The organism is Klebsiella indica, assembly GCF_005860775.1.
Classification (GTDB): Bacteria; Pseudomonadota; Gammaproteobacteria; order Enterobacterales; family Enterobacteriaceae; genus Klebsiella; species Klebsiella indica.
In genome coordinates, this window is sequence record NZ_VCHQ01000024.1 from 1 (window position 1) to 22,388 (window position 22,388).

General features: G+C 52.4%; 20 protein-coding genes and 2 rRNA genes. 9 read left to right on the top strand and 13 right to left on the bottom strand.

All coding sequences use genetic code 11. The features are described from left to right. The 3 genes from FE839_RS16050 to FE839_RS16060 form a co-directional block, all read left to right on the top strand. A 23S ribosomal RNA gene (locus FE839_RS16050) occupies nucleotides 1–451 on the top strand; the annotation flags it as partial. 198 nt (nucleotides 452–649) lie between these two features. After that, nucleotides 650–765, top strand: a 5S ribosomal RNA gene (gene rrf, locus FE839_RS16055). Between the two features lie 927 nt (nucleotides 766–1,692). Beyond that, entirely contained in the window at nucleotides 1,693–2,010 is a 318-nt protein-coding gene (locus tag FE839_RS16060; protein ID WP_138361788.1) for a hypothetical protein, read from the top strand. A gap of 40 nt (nucleotides 2,011–2,050) precedes the next feature. Here FE839_RS16060 and FE839_RS16065 read toward each other — a convergent pair whose 3' ends face one another. The 3 genes from FE839_RS16065 to FE839_RS16075 are packed head-to-tail and all read right to left on the bottom strand — an operon-like array spanning nucleotide 2,051 to nucleotide 6,968. Further along, nucleotides 2,051–3,175: an ABC transporter permease gene (locus tag FE839_RS16065; protein ID WP_138362048.1), complete on the bottom strand. Its 1,125-nt coding sequence runs from the start codon at nucleotides 3,173–3,175 to the stop codon at nucleotides 2,051–2,053. Beyond that, entirely contained in the window at nucleotides 3,175–5,904 is a 2,730-nt protein-coding gene (gene rbbA / locus FE839_RS16070) for a ribosome-associated ATPase/putative transporter RbbA (RefSeq protein ID WP_138361789.1), read from the bottom strand. Before rbbA ends, FE839_RS16065 begins: the two co-directional genes overlap by 1 nt. After that, complete coding sequence (locus FE839_RS16075; protein ID WP_138361790.1) at nucleotides 5,901–6,968, bottom strand: HlyD family secretion protein; 1,068 nt, start codon at nucleotides 6,966–6,968, stop codon at nucleotides 5,901–5,903. The genes rbbA and FE839_RS16075 overlap by 4 nt, the downstream gene beginning before the upstream one ends. 512 nt (nucleotides 6,969–7,480) lie before the next feature. On the opposite strand from FE839_RS16075, the gene FE839_RS16080 reads away from it, so the two are divergent. Beyond that, complete coding sequence (locus tag FE839_RS16080) at nucleotides 7,481–8,881, top strand: diguanylate cyclase (protein ID WP_138361791.1); 1,401 nt, start codon at nucleotides 7,481–7,483, stop codon at nucleotides 8,879–8,881. Between the two features lie 28 nt (nucleotides 8,882–8,909). On the opposite strand, the gene trpS is transcribed toward FE839_RS16080, so the two are convergent. From trpS to FE839_RS16105, 5 genes are all read right to left on the bottom strand, one after another. Continuing rightward, a complete protein-coding gene (trpS, locus tag FE839_RS16085) occupies nucleotides 8,910–9,917 on the bottom strand; it encodes a tryptophan--tRNA ligase (RefSeq protein ID WP_138361792.1) in 1,008 nt (335 codons plus the stop codon). A 205-nt stretch (nucleotides 9,918–10,122) separates the two neighbouring features. Continuing rightward, nucleotides 10,123–11,367 (bottom strand): tryptophan permease, encoded by a 1,245-nt coding sequence (mtr, locus tag FE839_RS16090; protein WP_138361793.1) that lies wholly within the window; start codon nucleotides 11,365–11,367, stop codon nucleotides 10,123–10,125. A 139-nt stretch (nucleotides 11,368–11,506) separates the two neighbouring features. After that, a complete protein-coding gene (gene tnaA, locus FE839_RS16095) occupies nucleotides 11,507–12,895 on the bottom strand; it encodes a tryptophanase (protein WP_138361794.1) in 1,389 nt (462 codons plus the stop codon). Nucleotides 12,896–13,017: 122 nt separating this feature from the next. Continuing rightward, on the bottom strand, nucleotides 13,018–13,113 hold the full coding sequence (gene tnaC, locus FE839_RS16100) for a tryptophanase leader peptide (protein ID WP_138361795.1): 96 nt from the start codon (nucleotides 13,111–13,113) through the stop codon (nucleotides 13,018–13,020). 336 nt (nucleotides 13,114–13,449) lie between these two features. After that, nucleotides 13,450–14,232, bottom strand: a complete 783-nt coding sequence (locus FE839_RS16105; RefSeq protein WP_138361796.1) for an NAD(P)H-dependent oxidoreductase — start codon at nucleotides 14,230–14,232, stop codon at nucleotides 13,450–13,452. Nucleotides 14,233–14,319: 87 nt separating this feature from the next. Here FE839_RS16105 and FE839_RS16110 point away from each other — a divergent pair, with 87 nt between their 5' ends. Continuing rightward, on the top strand, nucleotides 14,320–15,228 hold the full coding sequence (locus FE839_RS16110) for a LysR family transcriptional regulator (RefSeq protein ID WP_138361797.1): 909 nt from the start codon (nucleotides 14,320–14,322) through the stop codon (nucleotides 15,226–15,228). Beyond that, nucleotides 15,222–15,641, top strand: a complete 420-nt coding sequence (locus FE839_RS16115) for a FosA family fosfomycin resistance glutathione transferase (protein WP_138361798.1) — start codon at nucleotides 15,222–15,224, stop codon at nucleotides 15,639–15,641. The genes FE839_RS16110 and FE839_RS16115 overlap by 7 nt, the downstream gene beginning before the upstream one ends. Before the next feature lie 239 nt (nucleotides 15,642–15,880). Here FE839_RS16115 and FE839_RS16120 read toward each other — a convergent pair whose 3' ends face one another. Next, nucleotides 15,881–16,795 carry a LysR family transcriptional regulator gene (locus tag FE839_RS16120; RefSeq protein ID WP_138361799.1) on the bottom strand — a complete coding sequence of 305 codons (915 nt, stop codon included), beginning with the start codon at nucleotides 16,793–16,795 and terminating at the stop codon, nucleotides 15,881–15,883. A gap of 365 nt (nucleotides 16,796–17,160) precedes the next feature. Here FE839_RS16120 and FE839_RS16125 point away from each other — a divergent pair, with 365 nt between their 5' ends. From FE839_RS16125 to FE839_RS16135, 3 genes are read left to right on the top strand one after another with little or no spacing between them, the layout of a single operon-like run. Next, entirely contained in the window at nucleotides 17,161–17,844 is a 684-nt protein-coding gene (locus tag FE839_RS16125; protein ID WP_138361800.1) for a nucleoside recognition domain-containing protein, read from the top strand. Next, nucleotides 17,837–18,304 (top strand): YjiG family protein, encoded by a 468-nt coding sequence (locus FE839_RS16130; RefSeq protein WP_138361801.1) that lies wholly within the window; start codon nucleotides 17,837–17,839, stop codon nucleotides 18,302–18,304. The genes FE839_RS16125 and FE839_RS16130 overlap by 8 nt, the downstream gene beginning before the upstream one ends. Nucleotides 18,305–18,324: 20 nt before the next feature. Continuing rightward, nucleotides 18,325–19,428 (top strand): M20 peptidase aminoacylase family protein, encoded by a 1,104-nt coding sequence (locus FE839_RS16135; protein ID WP_138361802.1) that lies wholly within the window; start codon nucleotides 18,325–18,327, stop codon nucleotides 19,426–19,428. A gap of 169 nt (nucleotides 19,429–19,597) precedes the next feature. On the opposite strand, the gene FE839_RS16140 is transcribed toward FE839_RS16135, so the two are convergent. The 4 genes from FE839_RS16140 to FE839_RS16155 form a co-directional block, all read right to left on the bottom strand. Continuing rightward, nucleotides 19,598–19,846, bottom strand: a complete 249-nt coding sequence (locus FE839_RS16140) for a putative Se/S carrier protein (RefSeq protein WP_138361803.1) — start codon at nucleotides 19,844–19,846, stop codon at nucleotides 19,598–19,600. After that, nucleotides 19,843–20,610: a putative 2-hydroxyacyl-CoA dehydratase activator YjiL gene (yjiL, locus tag FE839_RS16145; protein WP_138361804.1), complete on the bottom strand. Its 768-nt coding sequence runs from the start codon at nucleotides 20,608–20,610 to the stop codon at nucleotides 19,843–19,845. Before yjiL ends, FE839_RS16140 begins: the two co-directional genes overlap by 4 nt. A 2-nt stretch (nucleotides 20,611–20,612) precedes the next feature. Next, a complete protein-coding gene (locus FE839_RS16150) occupies nucleotides 20,613–21,770 on the bottom strand; it encodes a double-cubane-cluster-containing anaerobic reductase (protein ID WP_138361805.1) in 1,158 nt (385 codons plus the stop codon). A gap of 82 nt (nucleotides 21,771–21,852) precedes the next feature. Then, nucleotides 21,853–22,092: a DUF2164 domain-containing protein gene (locus FE839_RS16155; protein WP_138361806.1), complete on the bottom strand. Its 240-nt coding sequence runs from the start codon at nucleotides 22,090–22,092 to the stop codon at nucleotides 21,853–21,855. Nucleotides 22,093–22,388: the final 296 nt, after the last annotated feature.

A 22,388-nucleotide genomic window follows, 5' to 3' on the forward strand; every position in this document is an offset into this window, starting at 1 on the left:
GGCTGATACCGCCCAAGAGTTCATATCGACGGCGGTGTTTGGCACCTCGATGTCGGCTCATCACATCCTGGGGCTGAAGTAGGTCCCAAGGGTATGGCTGTTCGCCATTTAAAGTGGTACGCGAGCTGGGTTTAGAACGTCGTGAGACAGTTCGGTCCCTATCTGCCGTGGGCGCTGGAGAACTGAGGGGGGCTGCTCCTAGTACGAGAGGACCGGAGTGGACGCATCACTGGTGTTCGGGTTGTCATGCCAATGGCACTGCCCGGTAGCTAAATGCGGAAGAGATAAGTGCTGAAAGCATCTAAGCACGAAACTTGCCCCGAGATGAGTTCTCCCTGACTCCTTGAGAGTCCTGAAGGAACGTTGAAGACGACGACGTTGATAGGCCGGGTGTGTAAGCGCAGCGATGCGTTGAGCTAACCGGTACTAATGAACCGTGAGGCTTAACCTTACAACGCCGAAGATGTTTTGGCGATTTGAGAGACAATATTCAGCATTGATACCGGATTGTAGTACGCAATAGTTTGCGCAGCGGCAAGGCGGCAAGCGCAGGAAAGGAAGGAGCATACAAGAGTATGTGACTGACTTTACAAGCGCAGCCAACGCAGCGGATGCGATAAAGTATTGCGTACAGAGCATCAAGAATTTGCTTGGCGGCCGTAGCGCGGTGGTCCCACCTGACCCCATGCCGAACTCAGAAGTGAAACGCCGTAGCGCCGATGGTAGTGTGGGGTCTCCCCATGCGAGAGTAGGGAACTGCCAGGCATCAAATAAAGCAAAGGGCTCAGTCGAAAGACTGGGCCTTTTGCTTTTTGTCGTCTAAGCCCATCCTGACGAATGGGCTTTTTTCGTTAAGGATAATAAAAAATGGTTAGGGATGCGGTCAGATCTGGCTGACTAAGTGTTGTTGCCCCATATTTTCAATATGCCACAACATTTTTGCTTTCAGATACCTTCATATTCTGTTGTCTGAATGCTGAGGAGAGGAAACTTTACCACTGGCAGCTCGATTAAAAGGTGGCAAATTAATGAAAGGGTTGCCACTGGTTGAGATCTTACTTTAGCTTCTGGAGTAAAACTAACGGATTGTGACTGATAGAACAACGCCTACCTGTTGTACTGCTATCAGTAACAGGCAACTTCATGAGTTATACGGTAATCATGGGTATGATTTTGATAAAAATAATTTATATCATTCACTTCGGGCGGTAACTAAAAGAGCCAATGCTGTGGCGATGCAAGGCAAAAGCTATTCTCAGACATGGTTTTTAAGAACAACATGATTGCTTGAAACTAAATAATAATATTAATTTAATATATAAAATACAATGGGTTACCTTATGGTGTTATTATTTTTTAGTTCTGATAGTGAATGAATATATAGGGAAAAGTCTTAATGTTGAATGTGAATACGGTGTGGCTTATTTTAAGTATAATTATTTAGTTACGATAATATAATTATATTAACAAATGGCGACAATACCCTCGCTTAATGTAGAACAATGGCGTAATGGCTGGACTTTTTCAGACAAATGTCTTAGTGTCCTTAACACTTTGTTAACTCGATCGGATTCAGGTTAATTCAAATCTGATAAAACATAGGAAGCATCACCTGTATGGCGGTGAATCCGATAACGTCTTTTGACGACTGATGTATGTCACCGGCTGGCAATATGAGAATATAGAATATAAATGAAAATTTTGATCAACTGTCCTCCTCTGCGCCAACTGATAATTTATATTCAGGAGCGTTTCACCTTTCTGGTTTTGCTCTGCTGGCCTGCGATTATCTGGCTGGTCTGCCGGGTGCTGGTATGGCTGACGGATGGCGTTATGACTCTGCTGGGAAAGCCTGTAGATCACTCATTTACCGTGTATCTTCAGCCCTTTATGACGCTAAATACGTTGCTGCGAATCTCAGTCAGTTGGGTGCTACTGTTGTTTATCTTATTCAGCATGGCAATGGGGTTCACCTGGCTGCTGCGCCGCTTTATGAACCGTAATAAATAACGCAGATACCACTACCTGATATTGCAATAACGGTACTGGCTCATGCCATTGCACCGATGGTCTTACGAAAGCGCAGTAGCGCAATCGTAAAAAACACACTACCAATAGCCAGAAGCGTCAGAAACTGCGGCCAGACTATTGCGAAATCCGCACTCCGATACAGAATCGCTTGCGCGAGGCTGACAAAATGGGTTGTCGGCATGGTGAGCATGATGTCCTGCACCGCCTGCGGCATACTTTCCCGCGGCGTTGATCCCCCTGAGAGCATCTGCAACGGTAAAAGGACCAGAATCATCAACAAACCCAGTTGCGGCATTGAACGCGCCACCGTCCCCATAAAAATGCCAATCGAGGTGGTGGCAAACAGACTCAGGGCCACCCCCAGCATAAACAGCGGTACGGAACCTTCAATCGGCACTTGAAGAACCCCCTGAACCATCAATATCAGGGATAGACCGGAAACCACCAGCACGACCAGCCCCATTGACCATATTTTCGCCAGCATAATCTCAAACGGCGTGACCGGCATAACCAACAGATGTTCCACGGTGCCGTGTTCACGCTCGCGTATCAGCGCCGAACCGGTAAGAACAATCGCCAGCATGGTGATATTGTTGATAATCGCCATTACCGCACCGAAACGTTCTTGTTCAAGGTTCGGATTAAAACGCATCCTGACGTTCAGCTCAACCGGCAGCGAGCTGTTATCCCGATAGCGAGCGACAAAGCTATTTACCTCACCAGTGACGATATTCTGAATATAGCTATTACCGGTAAACGCCTGACTCATTCGCGTAGCGTCAACGTTAACCTGTAGCTCTGGCTGGCGTCCGGCCAGCACATCGTGCTGAAATTCGGGCGGAATATTAATGGCGAAAGTGTAGCGCCCGGCATCCAGGCCCGCGTCCATTTCATCAGCGGTAATGAGTTCAGGCGGTAAAAACCAGGGCCGATAAAAGCCGTTAATAATACGCGATGAGAGCTGGGATTTATCCATATCAGCGATGGCGATAGGGGCTAAATGCAACGATCCGGGCATCACGGTGGCGGAGGAGTATACCGAGACGGTAAAAGCGAATACGATTAATGTCAGCATTGCTTTATCGCCTAGCAGACTGCGTAGCTCTTTCACGCCCAGATTATAAATATTGCGTAATCCGCGCATCATCCCTCCTGTTTTTTCAGCAGCCATACGCTCAGGCCAAGCACCAGAGGAACAGCAATGAGCAGAGGTATAAAGGACATCCATAGATCTGTCAGATTCAGCGCCTTCGAAAACGTCCCCCGCACAATCGTCAGAAAGTGGCTGGTTGGATAAATTTGACCAATCCAGCGGCCTGGCCCTTCCAGGGAGGCGACGGGATCGATCATTCCTGAAAACTGCGTCGCCGGGATAAGCGTGATGATCGCGGTGCCAAAAATCGCCGCAATCTGGCTTTTCATAAAGGTTGAGATCAGCAGGCCGAGCCCGGTAGCAATAGTGATATAGAGCAGCGCGGCCAGCATGAGAGTCAAAAAGCTCCCTTTATGCGGCACGCCAAAGACAAATACCGACAGCCCACAAAGCAGAAAGAAGTTGAACATCCCCAGAACGATATACGGCATCTGTTTACCCAGCAGAAATTCGCTACGGGTGGTTGGCGTCACGTATAAATTAATTATTGAGCCAAGCTCTTTTTCGCGAACGACGCTAAGCGCGCTGAGCATCGCCGGGATCATCATCAATAGCAGTGGAATAACCGCCGGGACAATGGCTGGAAGACTCTTCACATCCGGGTTATAGCGGTAACGGGTTTCGATGGAAATCAGAGAAGTATCGCGCTTGGGGCTCGACTGACGAGCAGCCATTTCCTGTAGCCAGGCCAGATGCATTGCCTGCACGTAGCCGCGTATTGTTTCCGCCCGGTTTGGCATCGCACCATCCACCCACACGCCAATTTGCACCGGCGTACCCCGGGCGATATTGCGGCCGAAATTGGGCGGAATCTCGATAGCCACCGCCAGTTCGCCGTCGCGCATTCGTCTGTCCAGTTCGCTATAACTTTGCAACGGCGCTTGTTCAATAAAGTAGCGTGAGCCGGTGATATTTTGCGACCAGCGTTGGCTACTGATGGTCTGGTCACGGTCGAGAACCGCGAATCGCAGATCTTCAACGTCCATACTGATCCCATAACCCATAATAAACATCAGGATCACAGTGCCGAGCAATGCCAGGATCGATCGTACCGGATCGCGGCGTAACTCAAGCGCCTCGCGGCGACTGTAGCTAAACAGGCGGGACAAGCTAAATGCCTGACGCGGTTGCGGCATTTCGTTTTTAAGTGCATTAACAGGACCCTGTGCGCGCTCAACCTCTGGTGGCCGGGCGGCGTCTGCTGCCTCCCGTAGCCAGGCGATAAACGCTGCTTCGAGGCTATCCGTTCCACGCTGTTCGACCAGTGCCTGCGGCGTATTACTGGCTAACACCTTCCCGGCATGCATAAGCGAAATGCGATCGCAGCGTTCCGCTTCGTTCATAAAGTGGGTGGAGATAAAAATCGTCACCCGATCCTGACGGGCTAAATCGACCATCAGTTGCCAGAACATATCCCGGGCAACGGGATCGACGCCGGAGGTCGGTTCATCAAGAATTAACATTTCCGGGCGGTGAATCACCGCTACCGCCAGTGATAATCGTTGACGAATCCCCAATGGCAGTGAGGCGGGCAGAGTATCCACAACGTCTTCCAGCATAAAGCGCCGGCTCATCTCAGCAACCCGATCGGGGATCTCGATATCCGGAATATGGAACAGGCGAGCATGCAGTTCGAGGTTTTGCCGGACGGTCAGCTCGCTATAGAGGGAAAAGGATTGCGACATATAGCCGACACGACGACGGGTTTCGATGTCCTTAGGATCCACTGGCTGGCCAAACAGCCACGCTTCGCCTTCGCTGGCCGGTAGCAGCCCGGTCAGCATTTTCATGGTCGTGGATTTACCGCAGCCGTTAGAACCGAGGAAACCGAAAATTTCGCCACGGGCGATGCGAAAGTTAACATGATCAACGGCGATAAAATTACCGAAGCGCATCGTCAGATCGCGAGCTTCAATTGCAATGTCATTCTCCCCGGCGTTGCGCGGCGGAATGAGCACCTCTTTATGCGCCCGGCGCTGCGTCTCCGGCAACAGAGCAATAAAGGCCTGCTCCAGCGTCCGGCTCTCCGTTTGGGCTTTTAATTCTTCGGCGCTGCCGGTCGCCAGTATCTCTCCCGCATTCATCGCGACCAGCCAGTCAAAACGTTCCGCCTCTTCCATATAGGCGGTGGCGACCAGTACGCTCATTTCCGGCTGACGCTGGCGAATGCTGTCGATCAAATCCCAGAATTGTGCCCGGGAGAGGGGATCGACCCCGGTAGTGGGTTCATCAAGGATCAACAACTGCGGATCGTGAATAAGCGCGCAGCAGAGACCAAGCTTTTGCTTCATCCCTCCGGAGAGTTTCCCTGCCGGACGGTCGCGAAACGGCGTCAGCCCCGTGCTGTGCAGCAACGCATGGATCCGGCTTTCGCGTTCGGCCTTGTCATGACCGAATAAGCGGGCAAAGAACTCAATGTTTTCGTATACCGACAAGGAGTGATAGAGATTCTTCCCCAGTCCCTGAGGCATCCAGGCGATTTTGGGACACACATTCAGACGGTGACGCGCATCGTGCATGTCACCGCCGAGAACCATGACGCTACCATGCTCAATCACTCGCGCACCGGAAATCAGCGATAGCAGGCTGGATTTACCCACGCCATCAGGCCCGATCAGCCCCACCATACCGCGGGCGGGAATATTCAGCGTAATGTCCTTTAGGGCGACGGTGGCGCCAAAGTGCTGACTCACATTTTCCAGGCTGGCGACCGTTTTCATCGCGGCACCCTCACCGTCAATGCTTCGGGCCACGTCTGCTGGTTATCCAGCCTTACCCAGGCCATGCCGGGCAGGCCCGTTTTCACATACTCAAGATGCTGTACAAGTAATTCAGGCGGAATGCGGGCTTTGACGCGAAACATCAGCTTCAGCCTCTCGTCGCGGGTTTCTACCGTTTTTGGGGTAAATTGCGCTACGCTGGCGACAAAACTGATATTGGCCGGAATGACCAGATTCGGTGCGGCATCAAGGATAATCCGCGCTTCGCTGCCCAGCGCCAACAGACCTGCCTGTTCAGTGGGCAGGAAGAAGGTCATATAGACATCGGACAAGTCGACCATATTTAGCACCCGACCACCTGCTGCCAGCACTTCTCCCGGCTCAGCAACGCGATACTGAATACGGCCATCGCGCGGTGCTTTAAGTTCGCTATCGTCAATATCGGCGATGATTCGACGTTCGGTGGCCTGAGCTGCTTCGACCCGGGTTTTGGCCTGAATAATGTTGGTTCGCGCCGCCTCGATAGCCGCTCTGGCCGCTGACACTTGCGCTTTTGCTGATTCCAGCGCTGCCCTGGCGCTTTCCGCTGTCGCCCGATCGTCGTCAAGCTGTTGAGCGGAGACTGCGCCGCGTTGCGATAGCGTGCTGGAGCGAGCGTGGCGTTTGGCGGCGGAATTTAATTCGGCCTGGCGTTGCTTCACCACTGCTTCGGCGGCGCGCATTTCGCTTTGGCGCTGGTCGAGCAGCGCTTTGGCAGCGGCGATTGCGCTTTCCGCTTCCTTAATTTGTGCGGAGGCTTCCAGGCGCTGTTCGTTGAGTACCCGGATATCCATCCGGGCCAGGACTTCGCCCTGGCGGACAAACTGTCCCTCATTAACCCGAATCGTGGCGATACGTCCGGCGGTTTTTGTGGCGATGTCGACTTCGGTCGCCTCAATTCTGCCATTGCTGCTGGCAAAACCTGCCGGCACCCCTGGCGGGCGTAGCATCCACCATGCCGCGGCGGCTATCACCATCAGTAAAGCCGTAGTGAATCCAACCCAACGTCGTTTGATTTTGTCCATACACGACTCGCTTTGTTCCATTTGCTGAGTGGCGCGTGTTTCTTCTTCGCATAGTGAAGTACTGTCTCTTCAGAGAAGTGAGGAATGAGGGGAAGGGCCAGTCGGCGCAGGGGGGCTGAGGAACTGCTAACCGGTCAGAAGGAGGTGCGATTAATGTGGTCATCATCAGCAATCCTCGCCTTAAATGAAACACGCATATTTTTTCTACCGTCAAGGCAAGACTAGCACCCGCAATAAATATGTCCATATGCAAAGCATGGACTTGTTGCAAGGTTAACAGAAAAACAGCAGAAGAAACCGGGAGCCAATATTCCCCATGATATTTATTGAGATTACGGCTCCGGGCGTCAGTTCATTTTATCTTCGTATCGATAAGCAATGCCTTCATGGCTAATAACCAGAGGATATTATTGGTGGCTGGCTGGCGCATTTTTAATCTGGTTACCCTGGGTGAACTGTTGTATGATCTCCGGCCCTGAAAATACACTAACGCCTGGCGAGTGCTGTATTCAATGAAAGATGAAAGTCAAAAATATATTGCCCTTATTTTTAAGGAGTGGTTGCCGTTGTACGACAGCCTGACGCCGGAAGTGAAGTCGGTACTTAAAAATATTGCGGGGCAGCAGGCGGAAGCGTTAGCGACCCGTTTTTATGACTTTATTTTCCAGGATCCGGATATCGCACGGTATCTCACCTATGATTTAGTCCAGGAGCGGCTCAGTAGCTCGCTGGCCGGGTGGGTGAAAGACCTCCTGACATGTGAGAAAGCGGGCCTGCAGGCGCTGGCGGAACGGCAGTACCTGATCGGCAGCATTCATTCGCGCATCGGGATCCCGGCAGAGGCCGTACTGCGCGGCGCGCGTCAGTTGAAGGCCGGATTGATTGAAACTATCCGCGATAGCGCCATTGACCGTGAAACCAGCATCGCCGCCATCCACTACGCCAGCATGGCGATTAGTATGGCGATAGAGATGATGTGTCATGCTTATACTTTATCGCACTCTCGGGCGACAAAAAATGAAGAGGCTTACCGCCTGTATAGTCTGATGGATAACGTGCCGCTGGAATACGGAAAACAGCAGGCTTCACTCTCCGGATGGGAAAATACCGCTATTTTTAATATTGTCAGCGATAATAAAACGGATATTAACAGTACGTTATTGTCTGATTCGGAGTTTGGTTTGTGGTTCCGCCATAAATGCGTGCGTTATTTTAATAAAAATCCGCAAATGCAAGAAATCGCTGACTTAATTAACAAGGTGGATACTCTGTTATCCGCCTGGAAAGCCTCGGTGGAAGGCTCAGACTATAAAAATACCCAAAGTCTGTTACAGGGTATCCATATCCATTGTCAGCAGATTGGCAGCCAGCTCGCTGTTCTCTTTAGCAGTTTAACGCAGATGCAAGGTGGCAAAGATGCGCTGACCAGCCTGTTGAACCGCCGTTATCTGCCGGTGGTTCTCAAGCATGAAGTCGCCCTGGCGATGAATTATGAGTTGCCGATGACGGTGGCCATTATTGATATTGACCATTTCAAAGAGATCAATGATCACTGGGGCCATATGGTAGGCGACCGTGCGATCAAGCTCGTCGCGGAGCTCATCAGCGATAATATCCGCTCCAGCGACTATATCTTCCGCTACGGTGGCGAAGAGTTTCTGCTGGTGCTGGTGGAGACCGGTGCGGCGGAAGCTTTTACGATTCTCGATCGTCTGCGCCAGAAAATTAGCCAACTGGCGTTTGACGTTGGTGCGGAGAGCGAGGTTTCGCTTACCGTCAGCATTGGCTACGCCGCCCACACCGGTCATCCGGATTACAATCTGCTGCTGCGCGACGCCGACAGCGCATTGTATGTTGCCAAGCGCAATGGGCGCAACTGCGTGAAATTGCACGAAGGCGACAGCGGTCATTAATCCCGGTTTTCGCCTGCGCCCGGGGCGTTCAGAACAGCACCGGTAATCCAAGGCCGCGTTTCACTTCATACAGCGTCTGCTGCGTTAACTGATGCGCCCGCTTGCTTCCCTGGCGCAGCAGTTCCAGTAGCATACCTTTATCCTGAATACAGGTTGCCCGACGTTCACGCATCGGCGCCAGCAATGCCTGAAGACAGGACTCGAGTTCATTTTTGCATTGTCGGTCCCCCAGCCCTCCACGCTGATAGTGCGCTTTCATGTCTGCAACCAATGCCTTATCAGGATGAAAGGCGTCGAGATACGTGAAGACAACGTTACCTTTTGTCTGGCCGGGATCGGCGACCCGGAGATGATTGGGATCGGTATACATGGCGCTGACCGTACGATGAATCTCCTCTTCGCTGGCCGAAAGCGTGAGCGTATTTCCCAGCGATTTCGACATCTTGGCATTGCCGTCGATGCCGGGCAGACGGCTGACTTCGCTGAGGAGGGCTTTACAGTGCCGCAATATCGGTGTTGTCGTCAGGCTATTCATTTTGTGCACGATCTCGTTGGTCTGTTCAATCATTGGCAGTTGATCGTCGCCCACAGGCACCAGCTCGGCTTTGAAGGCGGTGATATCGGCGGCCTGACTAATGGGGTAGGCTAAAAATCCGACCGGCAGCGAACGGGAAAAGCCCTTCTGGGCGATTTCATTTTTAACCGTGGGATTACGCTCGACGCGGGAGACGGTGACGATATTCATGTACAGCGCGCTGAGTTCGGCCAGTGCCGGCAGGGCCGATTGCAGGCAGATGGTGGTTTTCTGCGGGTCGATGCCGACGGCCAGATAATCAGCCATCACTTCAAGAATATTGCTGCTGACTTTTTGTGGGTTATTACCGTTATCGGTGAGCCCTTGCAGGTCCGCAATCAGGATAAATTGTTGATGGTCATGCTGAAGCTGTACGCGCTGGCGCAGGGAGCCGACGTAATGGCCGAGGTGCAGTTGGCCGGTGGGACGATCGCCGGTAAGAATAGTTTGTGTGGTGGTCATGAGTCACTCCTTACGGTGTAATCAGGCCGAAAGGCGCCACTCAGAAACAGCAAAGCCGCCTTCCGGCGGCTTTGAATAGAGGAAACGTAATCATGCCGCCTGTTATACAGGCAGCCACCAACGACGCGAGTAGGCAACGACAACGTTTCTGTTCATAACGGTTATCCTGCCACGAAAAGTGAGGGCAGTAAAAGCAGTTTTTCACTTAGCGATAAACCGGCATCAGGTTAACGCTGGATAAAATATGAATTAGCGCGTTGACGCCGCCGAAGCATAAGATCAGCAGAATCATGGCATTACCGCCCCATACCCGATAGTTTGGGCTGCCGAAACGCCGACGTGAGGCACGCGCCAGCAGAGCAGGTACGATAGCTGCCCAGACGGTGGCGGCAAGACCAGCGAAGCCGATGGCATAGATAAAACCGTTTGGCCACAGCAGTCCGCCGACGATTGGCGGCAGAAAGGTGACCAGCGCGGTTTTAAAACGTCCCAGTCGACTATCGTTAAACTTAAACAGATCCGCCAGATAATCAAACAGGCCGAGAGTCACGCCAAGGAACGAACTGGCGACGGCGAAGTTGGAAAAAACGGTCAGGAGTAAATCCAGCGTCGAACTGTTCAGCAGACCGCTTAAGGTTTGCACCAGTACATCGATATTGCCGCCTTTCGCGGCGATATCGATAAACGCCGGGCGCGGAATATTGCCCATAGTGCCCACCAGCCAGATAATATACAGCACCAGTGCCATCAGCGTACCGAACAGCAGGCAGCGGCGAATGATGAGCGGGTCTTTACCGTAGTATTTCATCAGGCTGGGGACGTTGCCGTGATAGCCAAATGATGCCAGGCAGAACGGCAGCGTCATTAGAACATAAGGCAGATACGTCGCATTGGCTTCCGAGCGGTTGAACAGAATGGCGGGTTCAACATGCCACATCAGGCCGCCAAAGGTCATAAAGAAGGTTATAATTTTGGCACCCAGAACGATGGTGGTCATCCGGCATACCGCTCTGGTACTGAGCCAGACAATAAAGGCGACCACCAGCGCGAACCCCAGGCCGCCTAAGCGCGCTGGTACAGCGAGATTTATTTGCGCGAAAGTATGCTGAATAACTGAACCGCTGGCGGAAATATAGGCGTAGGTCAAAATATATAATACAAAAGCGACGGTCGCACCATTAATAATATTCCAACCGTTTCCCAGTAAATCTTTGGTAATTGTGTCGAAGCTGGCGCCAATATGATAATTCAGATTCGCTTCCAGGATCATTAATCCGGAGTGAAGCATACAAAACCAGGTTAATATGAGCGCCAGCAGCGACCAAAAAAACCAGGCTCCGGACATCACCACTGGTAAAGAGAACATACCCGCGCCAATAATTGTACCGCCAATGATCATCGCTCCGCCAATGAGCGATGGCGTATTTTTTGTAACCGATAATGTAGCCATAAGGTGTATTCCTCATGCGGCTATATTTATTAAATAACAGGCTGCGCAAACAGCTACCCGGACGCAACCCGAGTGATTGAGGGTATTGGTACTGACTTGTGATTAAAGGCGCTCCCGTTGCGGGAGCGCTATGGGGAGGTTATTTCACCGGCTTCAGTCTGGCGACGAAGTGGCGCAGTACCGGTGGTTCATAGGTGAAGGTCAAGCCCTTAATCGTTGCGGCACGGGCCTTAACGGCGAGCAGCGCGTCAGCGATATAGTCCATATGATCGTTAGTGTAGACGCGGCGCGGAATGGTCAGACGTAATAGCTCCATTGGCGACGACTTCTGCTTGCCGGTTTCCGGGTCGCGCCCCAGCAGCAGGGAACCAATTTCCACGCTGCGAATTCCGGCCTCCAGGTAGAGTTCGTTGTTTAAGGCGTGGGCCGGGAACTGCTCTGGCGGGATATGTGGTAGCAGTAGTTTGGCATCGACGAACACCGCATGGCCGCCGGTCGGATACTGAATCGGAATGCCGCTTTCACGCAGGCGTTCGCCAAGGTATTCCACCTGGTTAATACGATAAGCGAGATAGTCCTCGTTGGTCCCTTCTTCCAGGCCGATAGCCATTGCTTCCATATCACGTCCCGCCAGTCCGCCGTAAGTGACAAAGCCTTCCATCGGCACGCAGCGAATGCGCACTTCGTTGAATAACGCTACGTCATCGCGGAAGCAGCACAACCCGCCAATATTGACCATCGGGTCCTTCTTGGCGGACATGGTCAGCATATCGCCGTACTGGTACATCTCCAGAATAATCTCTTTCACCGACTTATCGGCATAGCCCTCTTCACGTTGTTTAATAAACCAGGCGTTTTCGCAGAAACGGGCTGAGTCGATCACCACCGGAATATTATTCTGACGAGCGATCTGATACACCTCGCGCATATTGGCCAGCGATACTGGCTGGCCGCCTGAGCTATTGCAGGTGACGGTCGTAATGATTGCCACCACGTTTTCCGCACCCTGCTCGGCGATGGTCGTTTTCAGCAAATCGATGTCAAAATTGCCTTTCCAGTCATACCAGGAGGTGGTGTCGAAGGCTTTCGGCGTCACCACGTTAATGGCTTTTGCACCGTTGAGTTCGACGTGAGCGGCGGTGGTATCGAAGTGGAAGTTAGAAATAAATACCGGATGCGCCGACTTGCGGCGGGCAATCAGGCTCGGGAACAGGATCTGCTCCGCGCCGCGTCCCTGATGGGTTGGAATGGTGTATGGATAGCCGATGATCTCTTTGACCTTTTCACACAGGTGCTGATAGTTGCGCGACCCGGCATAAGCTTCGTCGCCCATCATCAGCCCGGCCCACTGGTGGTCGCTCATGGCGCCGGTACCAGAGTCGGTTAACAGGTCAATATAAACATCCTGACTATTAAGCAAAAACGGATTGTAGCCCGCTTCTTCCAGGGCTTTCACGCGATCGTCAAAGGTGGTCATACGAATGTTTTCAACCATTTTAATGCGGAACGGTTCAGGGATACGTTTCATTTATTTTCTCCATGGGAATGCTGTGCCGCGTTTAGTTATCTGGCGACAAATAACAGGCGCGACAAATAACGACTAAACGCAGTAATAAATTAATTTTTCAGAGAGTAAGCAGCAGCGGAGAATTAACGAGGGAAGTCGTTGGTGATGCGGTGATCCAAATTATACCAGTCGTCCAGGCCACCCTGGGCGATGAGACGATAAATCGATTTAGGTATCATTACATCGTCCTCTTGTTGGTTAAAGGGTGTAATCAAAATAGGGAAAAAGGAAAAAATAACCGCGATTGAAATCACAAAATGTTATTTATCGATAAGCACAGTGACAAACTTTGACATTCATCGTGTTTCTAGCAGCTTTGATTATCTGGTTGGTTCGTTATGGTTTTTTATTTCTTTGATTGCGGTTGTATGTATTATTTAGTGTATATGTTCAAAAAATAATTCGGGTCGCCCTCGGCTACGGTGACCCGGCTCATCCCTGAGCCTTGCCTTTTTGAGGCCAGCACAAGCGTTGTGCAAACGGTTAATCGTTTTGTCCTGCAACTTGCAGAAAGATCACTTGTGGCTGAGATGAATGCTAAGGCCGCTTTCTCCCGGCGCCAGTTCCGGGCGCAGCGTTAACGACGGGATCAGATAGTCGCCCTGATTCTGGCGGCGGAAGGGAATCGGAGCGGTTTCGGATAACGTATCCAGCCGTCGGGCCAGTTCCTCGCACAATGTGGCGAAGCGTGAATCGTCTATTTTATTTGTACGGTAAAATACCAGCGGTGGCAGTACGTCGAAGCCAGGATAGAACAGGATTCCGTGCTGAATAGGGAACAGGATGTCGTCGATAGAGCCGTTAATCCCCCGAGACGAGTAGTGCTCCGCCCACCCTCCAGCGGTAACGATCAGCATCGCCCGTTTGCCCGCGAACGTCCCTTCACCGTAGCGATCGCCCCAGTGTTTTTCGTTGTGCTCGCCGACGCCGTAGGCAAACCCGTAAGCGTAGACCCGGTCAATCCAGCCTTTCATGATAGCGGGCATAGAAAACCACCACAGCGGAAACTGAAAAATCACCGTATCGGCCCACAGTAGCTTCTCTTGTTCGCGAACGATATCCTCGCGTTGTGTACCATGAGCGAAGGCGTATTGCGAATCCAGCGTCGCTCGCCAGCACGCCCCCACCGGCGGGGCGCTGCTGTCATCGGCATCAAATCCGGCCTTCCAGCGCATGGCGTAAAGATCGGAAACCTGAACTTCGTGACCGGCATTGTGCAGACGCTGCACGGCAAAATCTTTCAACGCGCCGTTAAGGGAACGCGGTTCAGGATGGGCATAAACCAGTAACACATTCATTGAGAGCACCTCTGAGCAATGGAGAACTGCAGAGTAGAGTGGCTGGCGTTATAGTAAAAATGAATTACTTTAATAACAGGTATAGTTATGTCTAATCTCCAGCGTCTGGATCTTAATCTGCTCCGCACTCTTGATGTCCTGCTCAGTGAAAATAATGTGACCCGTGCGGCGCAGCGCCTTAATTTGTCGCAGCCGTCGGTTAGCGTGCAACTGGCAAGGTTGCGTGAAATATTTGCCGATCCTCTGCTGCTGCCTGGGCCGCGGGGTATGCAGCCCACCGCTCGCGCCGATGAACTACGCGGTCCTCTGCGCGATGCGCTACTGGCGCTGGAGCTGGCAGTGACGCCAGCTCAGGGGTTTGATCCGCAGACAGCGGTGCAGACCTGGCGAGTGGCGGCGACGGACTATATGGCATCGGCAATTTTGCTACCGGTGATTAATGCGCTGCGAATTGCTTCCCCGCTCAGTCGTCTGGCGGTATACAGGCTGCAACCTTCCCGGCTGATACAGCAGGCGGAGCGAGATGAAGTGGATCTGTTTTTTCATACTCACGATGGCGCGCCGCCGGGACTACATCAGCGTTTGTTGTTTCGTGAGCGCTACGTGCTGGCGGGCAGAGTGGGGCATTGGGCTCTGCAATCTGCGTTAAGCCTGGAACAGTTCTGCCAGCTGGAACAGGTGATTGTCTCGCCGGAAGGCGGAGGATTCAGCGCCGCGACTGATAGCGCACTGGCCAACCTGGGGCTAACCCGCCGGGTTGTGCTTTCTGTGCCACATTTTCTGTTTATGCTGGAAACCCTGCGCAATAGCGAGCTGGTGGCGGTGCTGCCGGAACGGCTGGTCCGTGGCGCTGGCGGCCTGACGGTGGTCGAACCGCCGCTGGCGGTGGCGGGATTTGATATGCTGATGCTGTGGCATGAACGCTGGCACCGTGACCCGGCGCATCGGTGGCTACGTCAGCAAATCGTGATGTCATTAGAGGATAAGCCATGTTAAGCGGATTGAATCATCTGACCCTGGCAGTCAGCCAACTGGCACCAGCCATTATGTTTTATCAGCAGCTTCTGGGTATGAGATTGCACGCGACGTGGGATACCGGTGCGTATCTCTCCTGCGGCGATCTCTGGCTGTGTCTGTCGCTGGATCCGCAACGGCGCGTTCCCCCGCCGGAGGAAAGCGACTACACACATTATGCGTTTAGCATAGCGGAAGAGGATTTTGCCCGCTTTGCCGCCCGCCTCGAGGTTGCTGGCGTGGCGGTATGGAAGGTGAATAAAAGCGAAGGGGCATCGCACTACTTCCTCGATCCAGACGGTCACAAGCTGGAGTTGCACGTTGGCGATCTCGCCAGGCGTCTGGCGTCCTGCCGGGAGAAACCCTATAAGGGGATGGTGTTTTTTGGGGAGTGAATGAGGCAACATTTTTTCCGAAGACGCTGCCTGGTGCACCGGGTGAGGGATACTATAGATTTTATCACTCTGGCGACCACTCTATTGCTAGAGTAACCGTTGCTCGCGGTTGCACCATCACCTCTCAATGCTTTTCAACCGGCAGCAGGATATTGTCGATTCGCCAGCAATTTTTGTATTGGATTTTCATGTGACACCGTGCGACAGCGCGCAATATGGTTTACGTTTCATCAGTGAACTCAGGTCGTCAGCGCCCGCTGCGCATCACGAAAAGCGTTATGCAATAGTCGCCACATATGATGGGCTGCGGGTGAAAACCGACGGTCGGAGTTGCGTAATAAGTGGCATTGGGCGCTACTGGCGATAGGATGGTCGATGGGGATCGCGGTCAGTATGCCATGGGCGATGGCTTCCCGGGCGGCATATTCGGTCATAAACGAGATCCCCAGACCAGCCTGGCTCAGGCTCATGGCGGTTGAAAAGAGGTTACAGCGATAAGCGGGATGAAACTGTAGTCCGGCGGTTTTAAACATGGCGTTCATATGGCGCTGGAGACCGAAGCTTTCGGTTAGCGCGATCAGGCGATATTGGGTTAACTCGTCAATCGTGACGATAGACTGCGTCGCTATGGGATGCTGCGGAGATACGACCGCGCAGATAGGCCCCCACTGAAAGCTGTGGCGTTTCAGCTCCGGGTTGCCGATGGGGCCGAAGGCCACTGCCATATCCGCTTCGCCGCTGGCGATATCATTAAGCATCTCCTGCATGCTGCTGACGATAATATCGACGAACACGTTCGGCCAGGATTGAGAGAAGGTGCTCATCACCGATTCAATAAAGGTGGTGACCAGTCCTCCGCCAATCCTCACCGATATACTCCCGCCGCGCATGTGGCGTAAATCCTTTAGATGGCTTTCCAGTTTTTCTCGTCGCTGGCGGCTTTCGCAGTAATCCTCCGCCAGCAGACGCCCCGCTTCGGTAAGCACGACATTGCGCCCCCGGCGCTCCAGCAAAGGCAGTTCCAGCGCTCGCTCCAGTTGTGCTATCTGGCGGCTAATGACCGACGGATTGATCCCCAGAATATCGGCTGCCCGCCGAATACCTCCCTGAATACCGACTTCATACAGATAGCTCATGGGCTTCTCGTGTAACATCGTTTCTCACTCCTTTGTTGACCTAAAGTCAACAATAACACCCTTTAGCAGGCATTTATCATCCTGTCTGGTTATAGATAATCGTTATTCGGACAAAAAACAGGAATGGAGGAAAATGCGGGGCGGATAAGACAGCGATACTAATCAGATAACCCAATTATGGGTGCTGATGAATAAGGTATTTATATAAAATAAATAAGATGAATAAGGTTTTGGTATGTCTGCCAGCCTCTTTTAAAAAAGGAAAGCCTTAGTTATCTATGGATGTTATTTCGTCAAAATAATAAGCCAGAAGAATAATAAATTGACAATATTGCACATTACATACAATCGGACAGATATTCCATGATGTGAGAGGATTGGGTATGAGTGAAAATAAAACGTTGGAATGTTCCTCCAACGATACAACAAATGAATGGAAAGTAGGGCCTGGCGCCTGGATTTCGCTGGTAATCGTATTATTGGTTTTCTCAGGGTTATTTTTTAAAGTTGAAGGGATGGCCTGGTTGGGGGCTTTTGACTTCACCACGCTTGGCGGCGCGTTTGGGACCATGAAAACGCCAGAAACCAACTCTTTTATCGGCAGTGGTGGGATCAGCGCGAAGGCCGGGTTTTTATTTGCCCTGTCACTGGTACCGACGGTAATGCTGGCGCTGGGGCTGCTGGAAATATTTACTCACTACGGCGCGATCCGCGCGGCGCATAAGCTGCTGACACCGCTATTACGTCCGCTGTTGGGTATTCCGGGGTACACCGGTCTGGCCTTAATTACCGATCTACAGAGCACCGATGCCGGTGCGGCGTTAACGAAAGAGTTGTATGACAGCAAAAAAATTAACCGCAAAGATGTGGTGATTATGGGGGCCTGGCAATATTCCGGCGCGGGCCTGATTAATAACTATTTCTCTATTGGTTCGGCGCTGTTCGCATCGTTAACGATCCCCATTATTATCCCGCTGCTTTTAATGTTTGTCCTGAAATTTGTTGGCGCAGTAATCGTCCGTATGGTTTTGAATACTGCCTATAAAGGAGATTTTGACAATGAGTAATTCGGCAAAAGTCGCCAGTAATCCGTTCGATATTTTTGTTATTGGCGCACGGAAAGGATTTAATATCGCCATCAACAATCTGATGCCGAATGTATTAATGGCCTACGTCATTGCCGAAATGCTTAACTTGCTCGGCGTGATGCAGATAATAGGCCATCTTTGCGCGCCGCTGATGGGGCTGTTTGGCCTGCCTGGCGAAGCGATTACCGTTCTGCTGACCTCCTGGCTTTCCGCTTCCGCGGGGACCGGTGTGGCGGTGAGCCTGCTGAGCAAAGGTACCCTCAATGTGACAGATATCACTATCCTGATCCCGGCGATTTTTCTGATGGGCTCGCAGCTCCAGTACATGGGACGGCTGCTCGGGGTGGCGGATGTACCGAAAAAATATTGGCCGCTGCTGATGGCGGTGAGCATTATCAACGCCGTTATCGCCATGCTGGTCATGCGCGTGATTGCATAATAAAAGACAAGGAGTAAAACGTGTCGCGAACTTTAGAGCATTTCAATTATTTGCATCAAATTCCGGAATTGGGCTTTGAGGAGTACAAAACGTCGGCTTATATCGGCGATGCGCTGGAAGCTGCGGGTTTTCAGGTTTCCCGCAACGTTGGCGGCACCACCGGCATTGTTGCGCAACTGGATAGCGGCAAACCGGGGCCGGTAGTGGCGCTGCGGGCAGATATGGATGCGCTGGGCCATATTATCGGTGGTCGTTTAGAGGCCCGCCATACCTGCGGCCATGACGGGCACTCTTCGGTGGTGTTGACCGCTGCCGAAGAGATCCTCGCTGAAGGTCTGGTGAAGCGTGGGACGTTAAAAATACTTTTCCAGCCAGCTGAAGAACTGGGAACCGGGGCGATAGCGCTGACGGAAGCGGGCGTTCTGGATGATGTGGAGATGTTGTTTGGTTTCCATCTCAGGCCGCTGGAAGAGTGTCCAAAAGGGAAGGCGGTTCCGGCGATGTACTACTCCGCTTCCGCGACGGTAATGGTTGATTTCCACGGTAAAGCCGCGCATGCGGCCCGTCCTCATCTGGGCATTAACGCGCTGGATGCCGCGTCGCATGCTGTGCAGGCGGTAAACGGTATCCACCTGGCGCCTTCGCTGACCTGGAGTGCGAAAGCTACACGTTTTCTTTGCGATGCGGGAGTGACGAATTCTGTTCCGGCTAAAGCGCACGTGTGCTGGGATCTGCGGAGCGCGGAAAATGACGGGATGGCAATGCTGAAAGAGCGCGTAGTCAGAGCGATAGAGAGCAGCGCGGCAGCTTACGGCGCCACAGTGGATATCAGGATCGTCAAAGAGATGCCTGCCGCCATTATTAATGAAGAGGCTACGGCCATTGTCAGCCAGGCGATTCGGGAAACGTTTGGCGATGCGGGCTTAACGGAAGCGAAGAGCACGCCGGGTAGCGAAGATTTTTTCCACTATCTGCGTTTGCGCCCGGAAGTGAAAGGCGGGTTCTGGGGACTGGGCTGTAACCTGGTGCCGGGTCTGCATCACCCGGAGATGCATTTCGATCGCGAATCGCTGGCGGATGGCGTGCGGGTGTTTAAATCTTGCATTCGTCAGGTGCTGGGTTAAGGGAAGCATCCGGCGATTGCGCGCGCATTTTTTCTGCTGGTAGGGTCATGGCCCTATCCTGAAGACAAAACCGTAAAATTCGGCGGTCCGCGTAAACAACGCGCCGCCGACTCATTCCGCATTGTGCGCTCTGCTGCAATGTGCGGGATGTTCTTAAGATCCCTCATGTTCATTGCGGGAAGCGGGTCAGTAGCTGGTAGTTATCCCCGGTGACACAAAATATTGCTTCCGTTTCGCCGGGGATTACCCACTGCTGCTGCTCTCCCGCCTTACAGCTCAGATAAATACAGAGTCCGCAGCCGCCGCGTAGCTGGCGGGGAATATCCTTTACCCGAAAATGCATTTCTGCGGCCTGCAGGGCTTTGCGCATCCTCACCACGCCTACCGTGGAATGAAATAAAAACAGATATTCCGTCATTTGCGACTCCTCTGGCGTAGACCAATCAGCGCCGCACCGATAGCCCCGGCAAACTGAGCGTCGGGGTGGGTATGCACCGCCATGCCGATGTGCCCCTCCAGCATTCGTGCGAATGCCGCGCAATGGCTGACGCCGCCGGTAAACAGCAGTGGACCATGCGCCGAAAGGCGGCCAATAAAATGGGCGCTGCGCCGGGCCATGGCATTGATGACCCCGGCAAGGATCGCCTCTGGCTGCACCCCTGCAGAACGCAGGCTGATGGCCTCGGATTCGGCAAATACCGTGCACATGCTGGTCATCTCATGCGGCTCAATACCCGCGGTGATGCTGTCCAGTTGCTCGACGCTGGCGCCCAGCGTGCGCGAGATCACCTCCAGGAAGCGACCGGTACCCGCCGCGCATTTGTCATTCATCAGAAAGTCGGTCAGATTACCGTCGTCATCCAGTTGGATAACCTTACTGTCCTGGCCGCCAATATCGATGATCGTGCGGGTGGCGGGGGCCAGCAGGCGAGCCCCCAGTCCATGGCAGGAGATTTCGGTGACCTGCTTATCGGCAAAATCCACTAACTGGCGACCATAGCCGGTTAAGGTTAAAAACGGGCGTTCGCTTAACCCGGCACAGAGCGTTTCCCAGGCTTCGACGATGGCGTCGGCGGGGCGAAACGGCGTTGGGCTAAGAAAACGGCGCTGAATGATGCCGTTTTCAAGCAGGATGCCCTTTGTGGCGGTGGAACCGGAATCAATTCCTACGCAAACACTCATGCTTACTCCTCGAGCATTTCAACAAAGGCTGCGACACGCGTGCTGAGCTGGCCGATATCCGCCGTTGAATAGTCGGTCTCGATAGCGATATAGGGAATGTTGTGCTGCTGGCGCACGTGACGTTTAATCGCCAGCGATTCCACCGCGTAGGTATGGCAGGCCTGCAAAATGACATCCACCACGCCATCGGCCTGATACTCGTCAATCATCTGGCTGAGCAGGGTTAAGCGCTGGTCATTCGGTGAGATGCAGGAGCAGCCGATGGCGAGATATTTGTCGGTCAGGGCGTCGTAAACGTCGCCGTTCTCCTCCACACAGCGTTCGGTGGCTTTGGCGCCGGTGCAGTTTTCAAAGCCCACCACCCAACCACCGTTCTCTTCAATAGCGCGGACGACTTTTTCCGCCGCGCCGCCAATCGGGCAGCCGGTGATCAGAATACGTGGCCGCGCTTCCAGCCGTTTACCCTCGTGCCACTCCTGGCGAACCCGTTCAGCCATGTTATTGAGTTCATCAATCAACGCCTCTTTATCGAAGCGGAATGTCGCGCCGTAGACCACTTTTAAGATATCGCTGCCGCTGAGCGCGGGAGGATTGAGTTGCCCGACGCGATAGAAATTCGCCAGCGCCCGGCGTTCACGATTCTTGAGGATAATCGCCTCGCGCAGTGCGGCTTCGGTGATCGGCGTGCCAAAACGCGCCTCAACCACCTGCTGCAGGCGCAGAATTTCCGCTTTCCACAGCGCTCTTGAGGCCGCGTCGTTGGCGCTATTGGGCAGTTGCATAATGTGCACCGCCTTAAACTCGGCCATGTATTCGTACATTTTCTTTTTGCCGTCGCAGGTGGTTTCACCCACCACGAGGTCGGAAAAGTAGAAGTAGGGACATTTGTCGGTTTTGCCAAAGCCGTAGCTGCTTTTTATCAGCGGACAGAGATTGCGCGGCAGATCTTTTTCCGCCTCTTCAATCGTTTCGTCAGAGGTTGAGCACAGCGAAACGACTACCGCACCTGCGGCCAGCGGGATCTCTTGTGGCATAAAGGTGCAGTAGGTACCAACCAGCGGAATATGGTGTTCTTTAAGCTCCATGACCGTGAGAAATCCCTTCTGGCGGGCTGCAGAGAACTGGTCAAAGATGGCGGGTAGATCGGTGATAAGTGACATGGTTTTCCTTCCCCGTACACGGGAGATGATGAAAGAAGCCACATTATAACCCTGCAAACACTACGTATTTATTGATCTCCCGCTAATAGATCTTTTTCAGATCCATCTCTTCCTGGATTCGATCGCTCCAGGCAAGGTGAGTGCTAATCGCCGCATCAATCCCGGCATTGTAAAACGTTGGGCCCAGTTCTTTAGTGATAAAGTCGATAAAGAATTCGGCATCAAATTGCTGCAGTTCCAGTTCAAAATTATCTTCGCAGTATTTACATAACTTTTCGCGCAGCAAATCGCGTTGCGCCAGGCTGAGATCGATATCGTTCATTACATTCCTTAATAAATATTGTTACCGTTAGACAGAATTCAAAATTATATCCGATATTAATGATTAACTTGCCCGAAAGCGCGATGTTTTTCCTCATCAGGAAGATATTGATAAAATATGTCAGAGTATAGAACATGATCTGGATCAAATTTCATCGGATTAAATGGAAATAATCAATATTTCTCATAACATCATGAATTTAAATGGGATAGTATCATCTCGCCAGTGTTAGCAACATTTAGTTGCGTTCGCCTTTTTTCAGCATAGTAATATCTATCTGAATATTCTCTGGCCTG

Excerpts from the sequence above, each read along its gene's own strand:
- FE839_RS16060 (WP_138361788.1), top strand. The coding sequence starts at position 1,693 with ATGAAAATTTTGATCAACTGTCCTCCTCTGCGCCAACTGATAATTTAT.
- FE839_RS16065 (WP_138362048.1), bottom strand. The coding sequence starts at position 3,175 with ATGCGCGGATTACGCAATATTTATAATCTGGGCGTGAAAGAGCTACGC.
- rbbA (WP_138361789.1), bottom strand. The coding sequence starts at position 5,904 with ATGAAAACGGTCGCCAGCCTGGAAAATGTGAGTCAGCACTTTGGCGCC.
- FE839_RS16075 (WP_138361790.1), bottom strand. The coding sequence starts at position 6,968 with ATGGACAAAATCAAACGACGTTGGGTTGGATTCACTACGGCTTTACTG.
- FE839_RS16080 (WP_138361791.1), top strand. The coding sequence starts at position 7,481 with ATGAAAGATGAAAGTCAAAAATATATTGCCCTTATTTTTAAGGAGTGG.
- trpS (WP_138361792.1), bottom strand. The coding sequence starts at position 9,917 with ATGACCACCACACAAACTATTCTTACCGGCGATCGTCCCACCGGCCAA.
- mtr (WP_138361793.1), bottom strand. The coding sequence starts at position 11,367 with ATGGCTACATTATCGGTTACAAAAAATACGCCATCGCTCATTGGCGGA.
- tnaA (WP_138361794.1), bottom strand. The coding sequence starts at position 12,895 with ATGAAACGTATCCCTGAACCGTTCCGCATTAAAATGGTTGAAAACATT.
- tnaC (WP_138361795.1), bottom strand. The coding sequence starts at position 13,113 with ATGATACCTAAATCGATTTATCGTCTCATCGCCCAGGGTGGCCTGGAC.
- FE839_RS16105 (WP_138361796.1), bottom strand. The coding sequence starts at position 14,232 with ATGAATGTGTTACTGGTTTATGCCCATCCTGAACCGCGTTCCCTTAAC.
- FE839_RS16110 (WP_138361797.1), top strand. The coding sequence starts at position 14,320 with ATGTCTAATCTCCAGCGTCTGGATCTTAATCTGCTCCGCACTCTTGAT.
- FE839_RS16115 (WP_138361798.1), top strand. The coding sequence starts at position 15,222 with ATGTTAAGCGGATTGAATCATCTGACCCTGGCAGTCAGCCAACTGGCA.
- FE839_RS16120 (WP_138361799.1), bottom strand. The coding sequence starts at position 16,795 with ATGTTACACGAGAAGCCCATGAGCTATCTGTATGAAGTCGGTATTCAG.
- FE839_RS16125 (WP_138361800.1), top strand. The coding sequence starts at position 17,161 with ATGAGTGAAAATAAAACGTTGGAATGTTCCTCCAACGATACAACAAAT.
- FE839_RS16130 (WP_138361801.1), top strand. The coding sequence starts at position 17,837 with ATGAGTAATTCGGCAAAAGTCGCCAGTAATCCGTTCGATATTTTTGTT.
- FE839_RS16140 (WP_138361803.1), bottom strand. The coding sequence starts at position 19,846 with ATGACGGAATATCTGTTTTTATTTCATTCCACGGTAGGCGTGGTGAGG.
- yjiL (WP_138361804.1), bottom strand. The coding sequence starts at position 20,610 with ATGAGTGTTTGCGTAGGAATTGATTCCGGTTCCACCGCCACAAAGGGC.
- FE839_RS16150 (WP_138361805.1), bottom strand. The coding sequence starts at position 21,770 with ATGTCACTTATCACCGATCTACCCGCCATCTTTGACCAGTTCTCTGCA.
- FE839_RS16155 (WP_138361806.1), bottom strand. The coding sequence starts at position 22,092 with ATGAACGATATCGATCTCAGCCTGGCGCAACGCGATTTGCTGCGCGAA.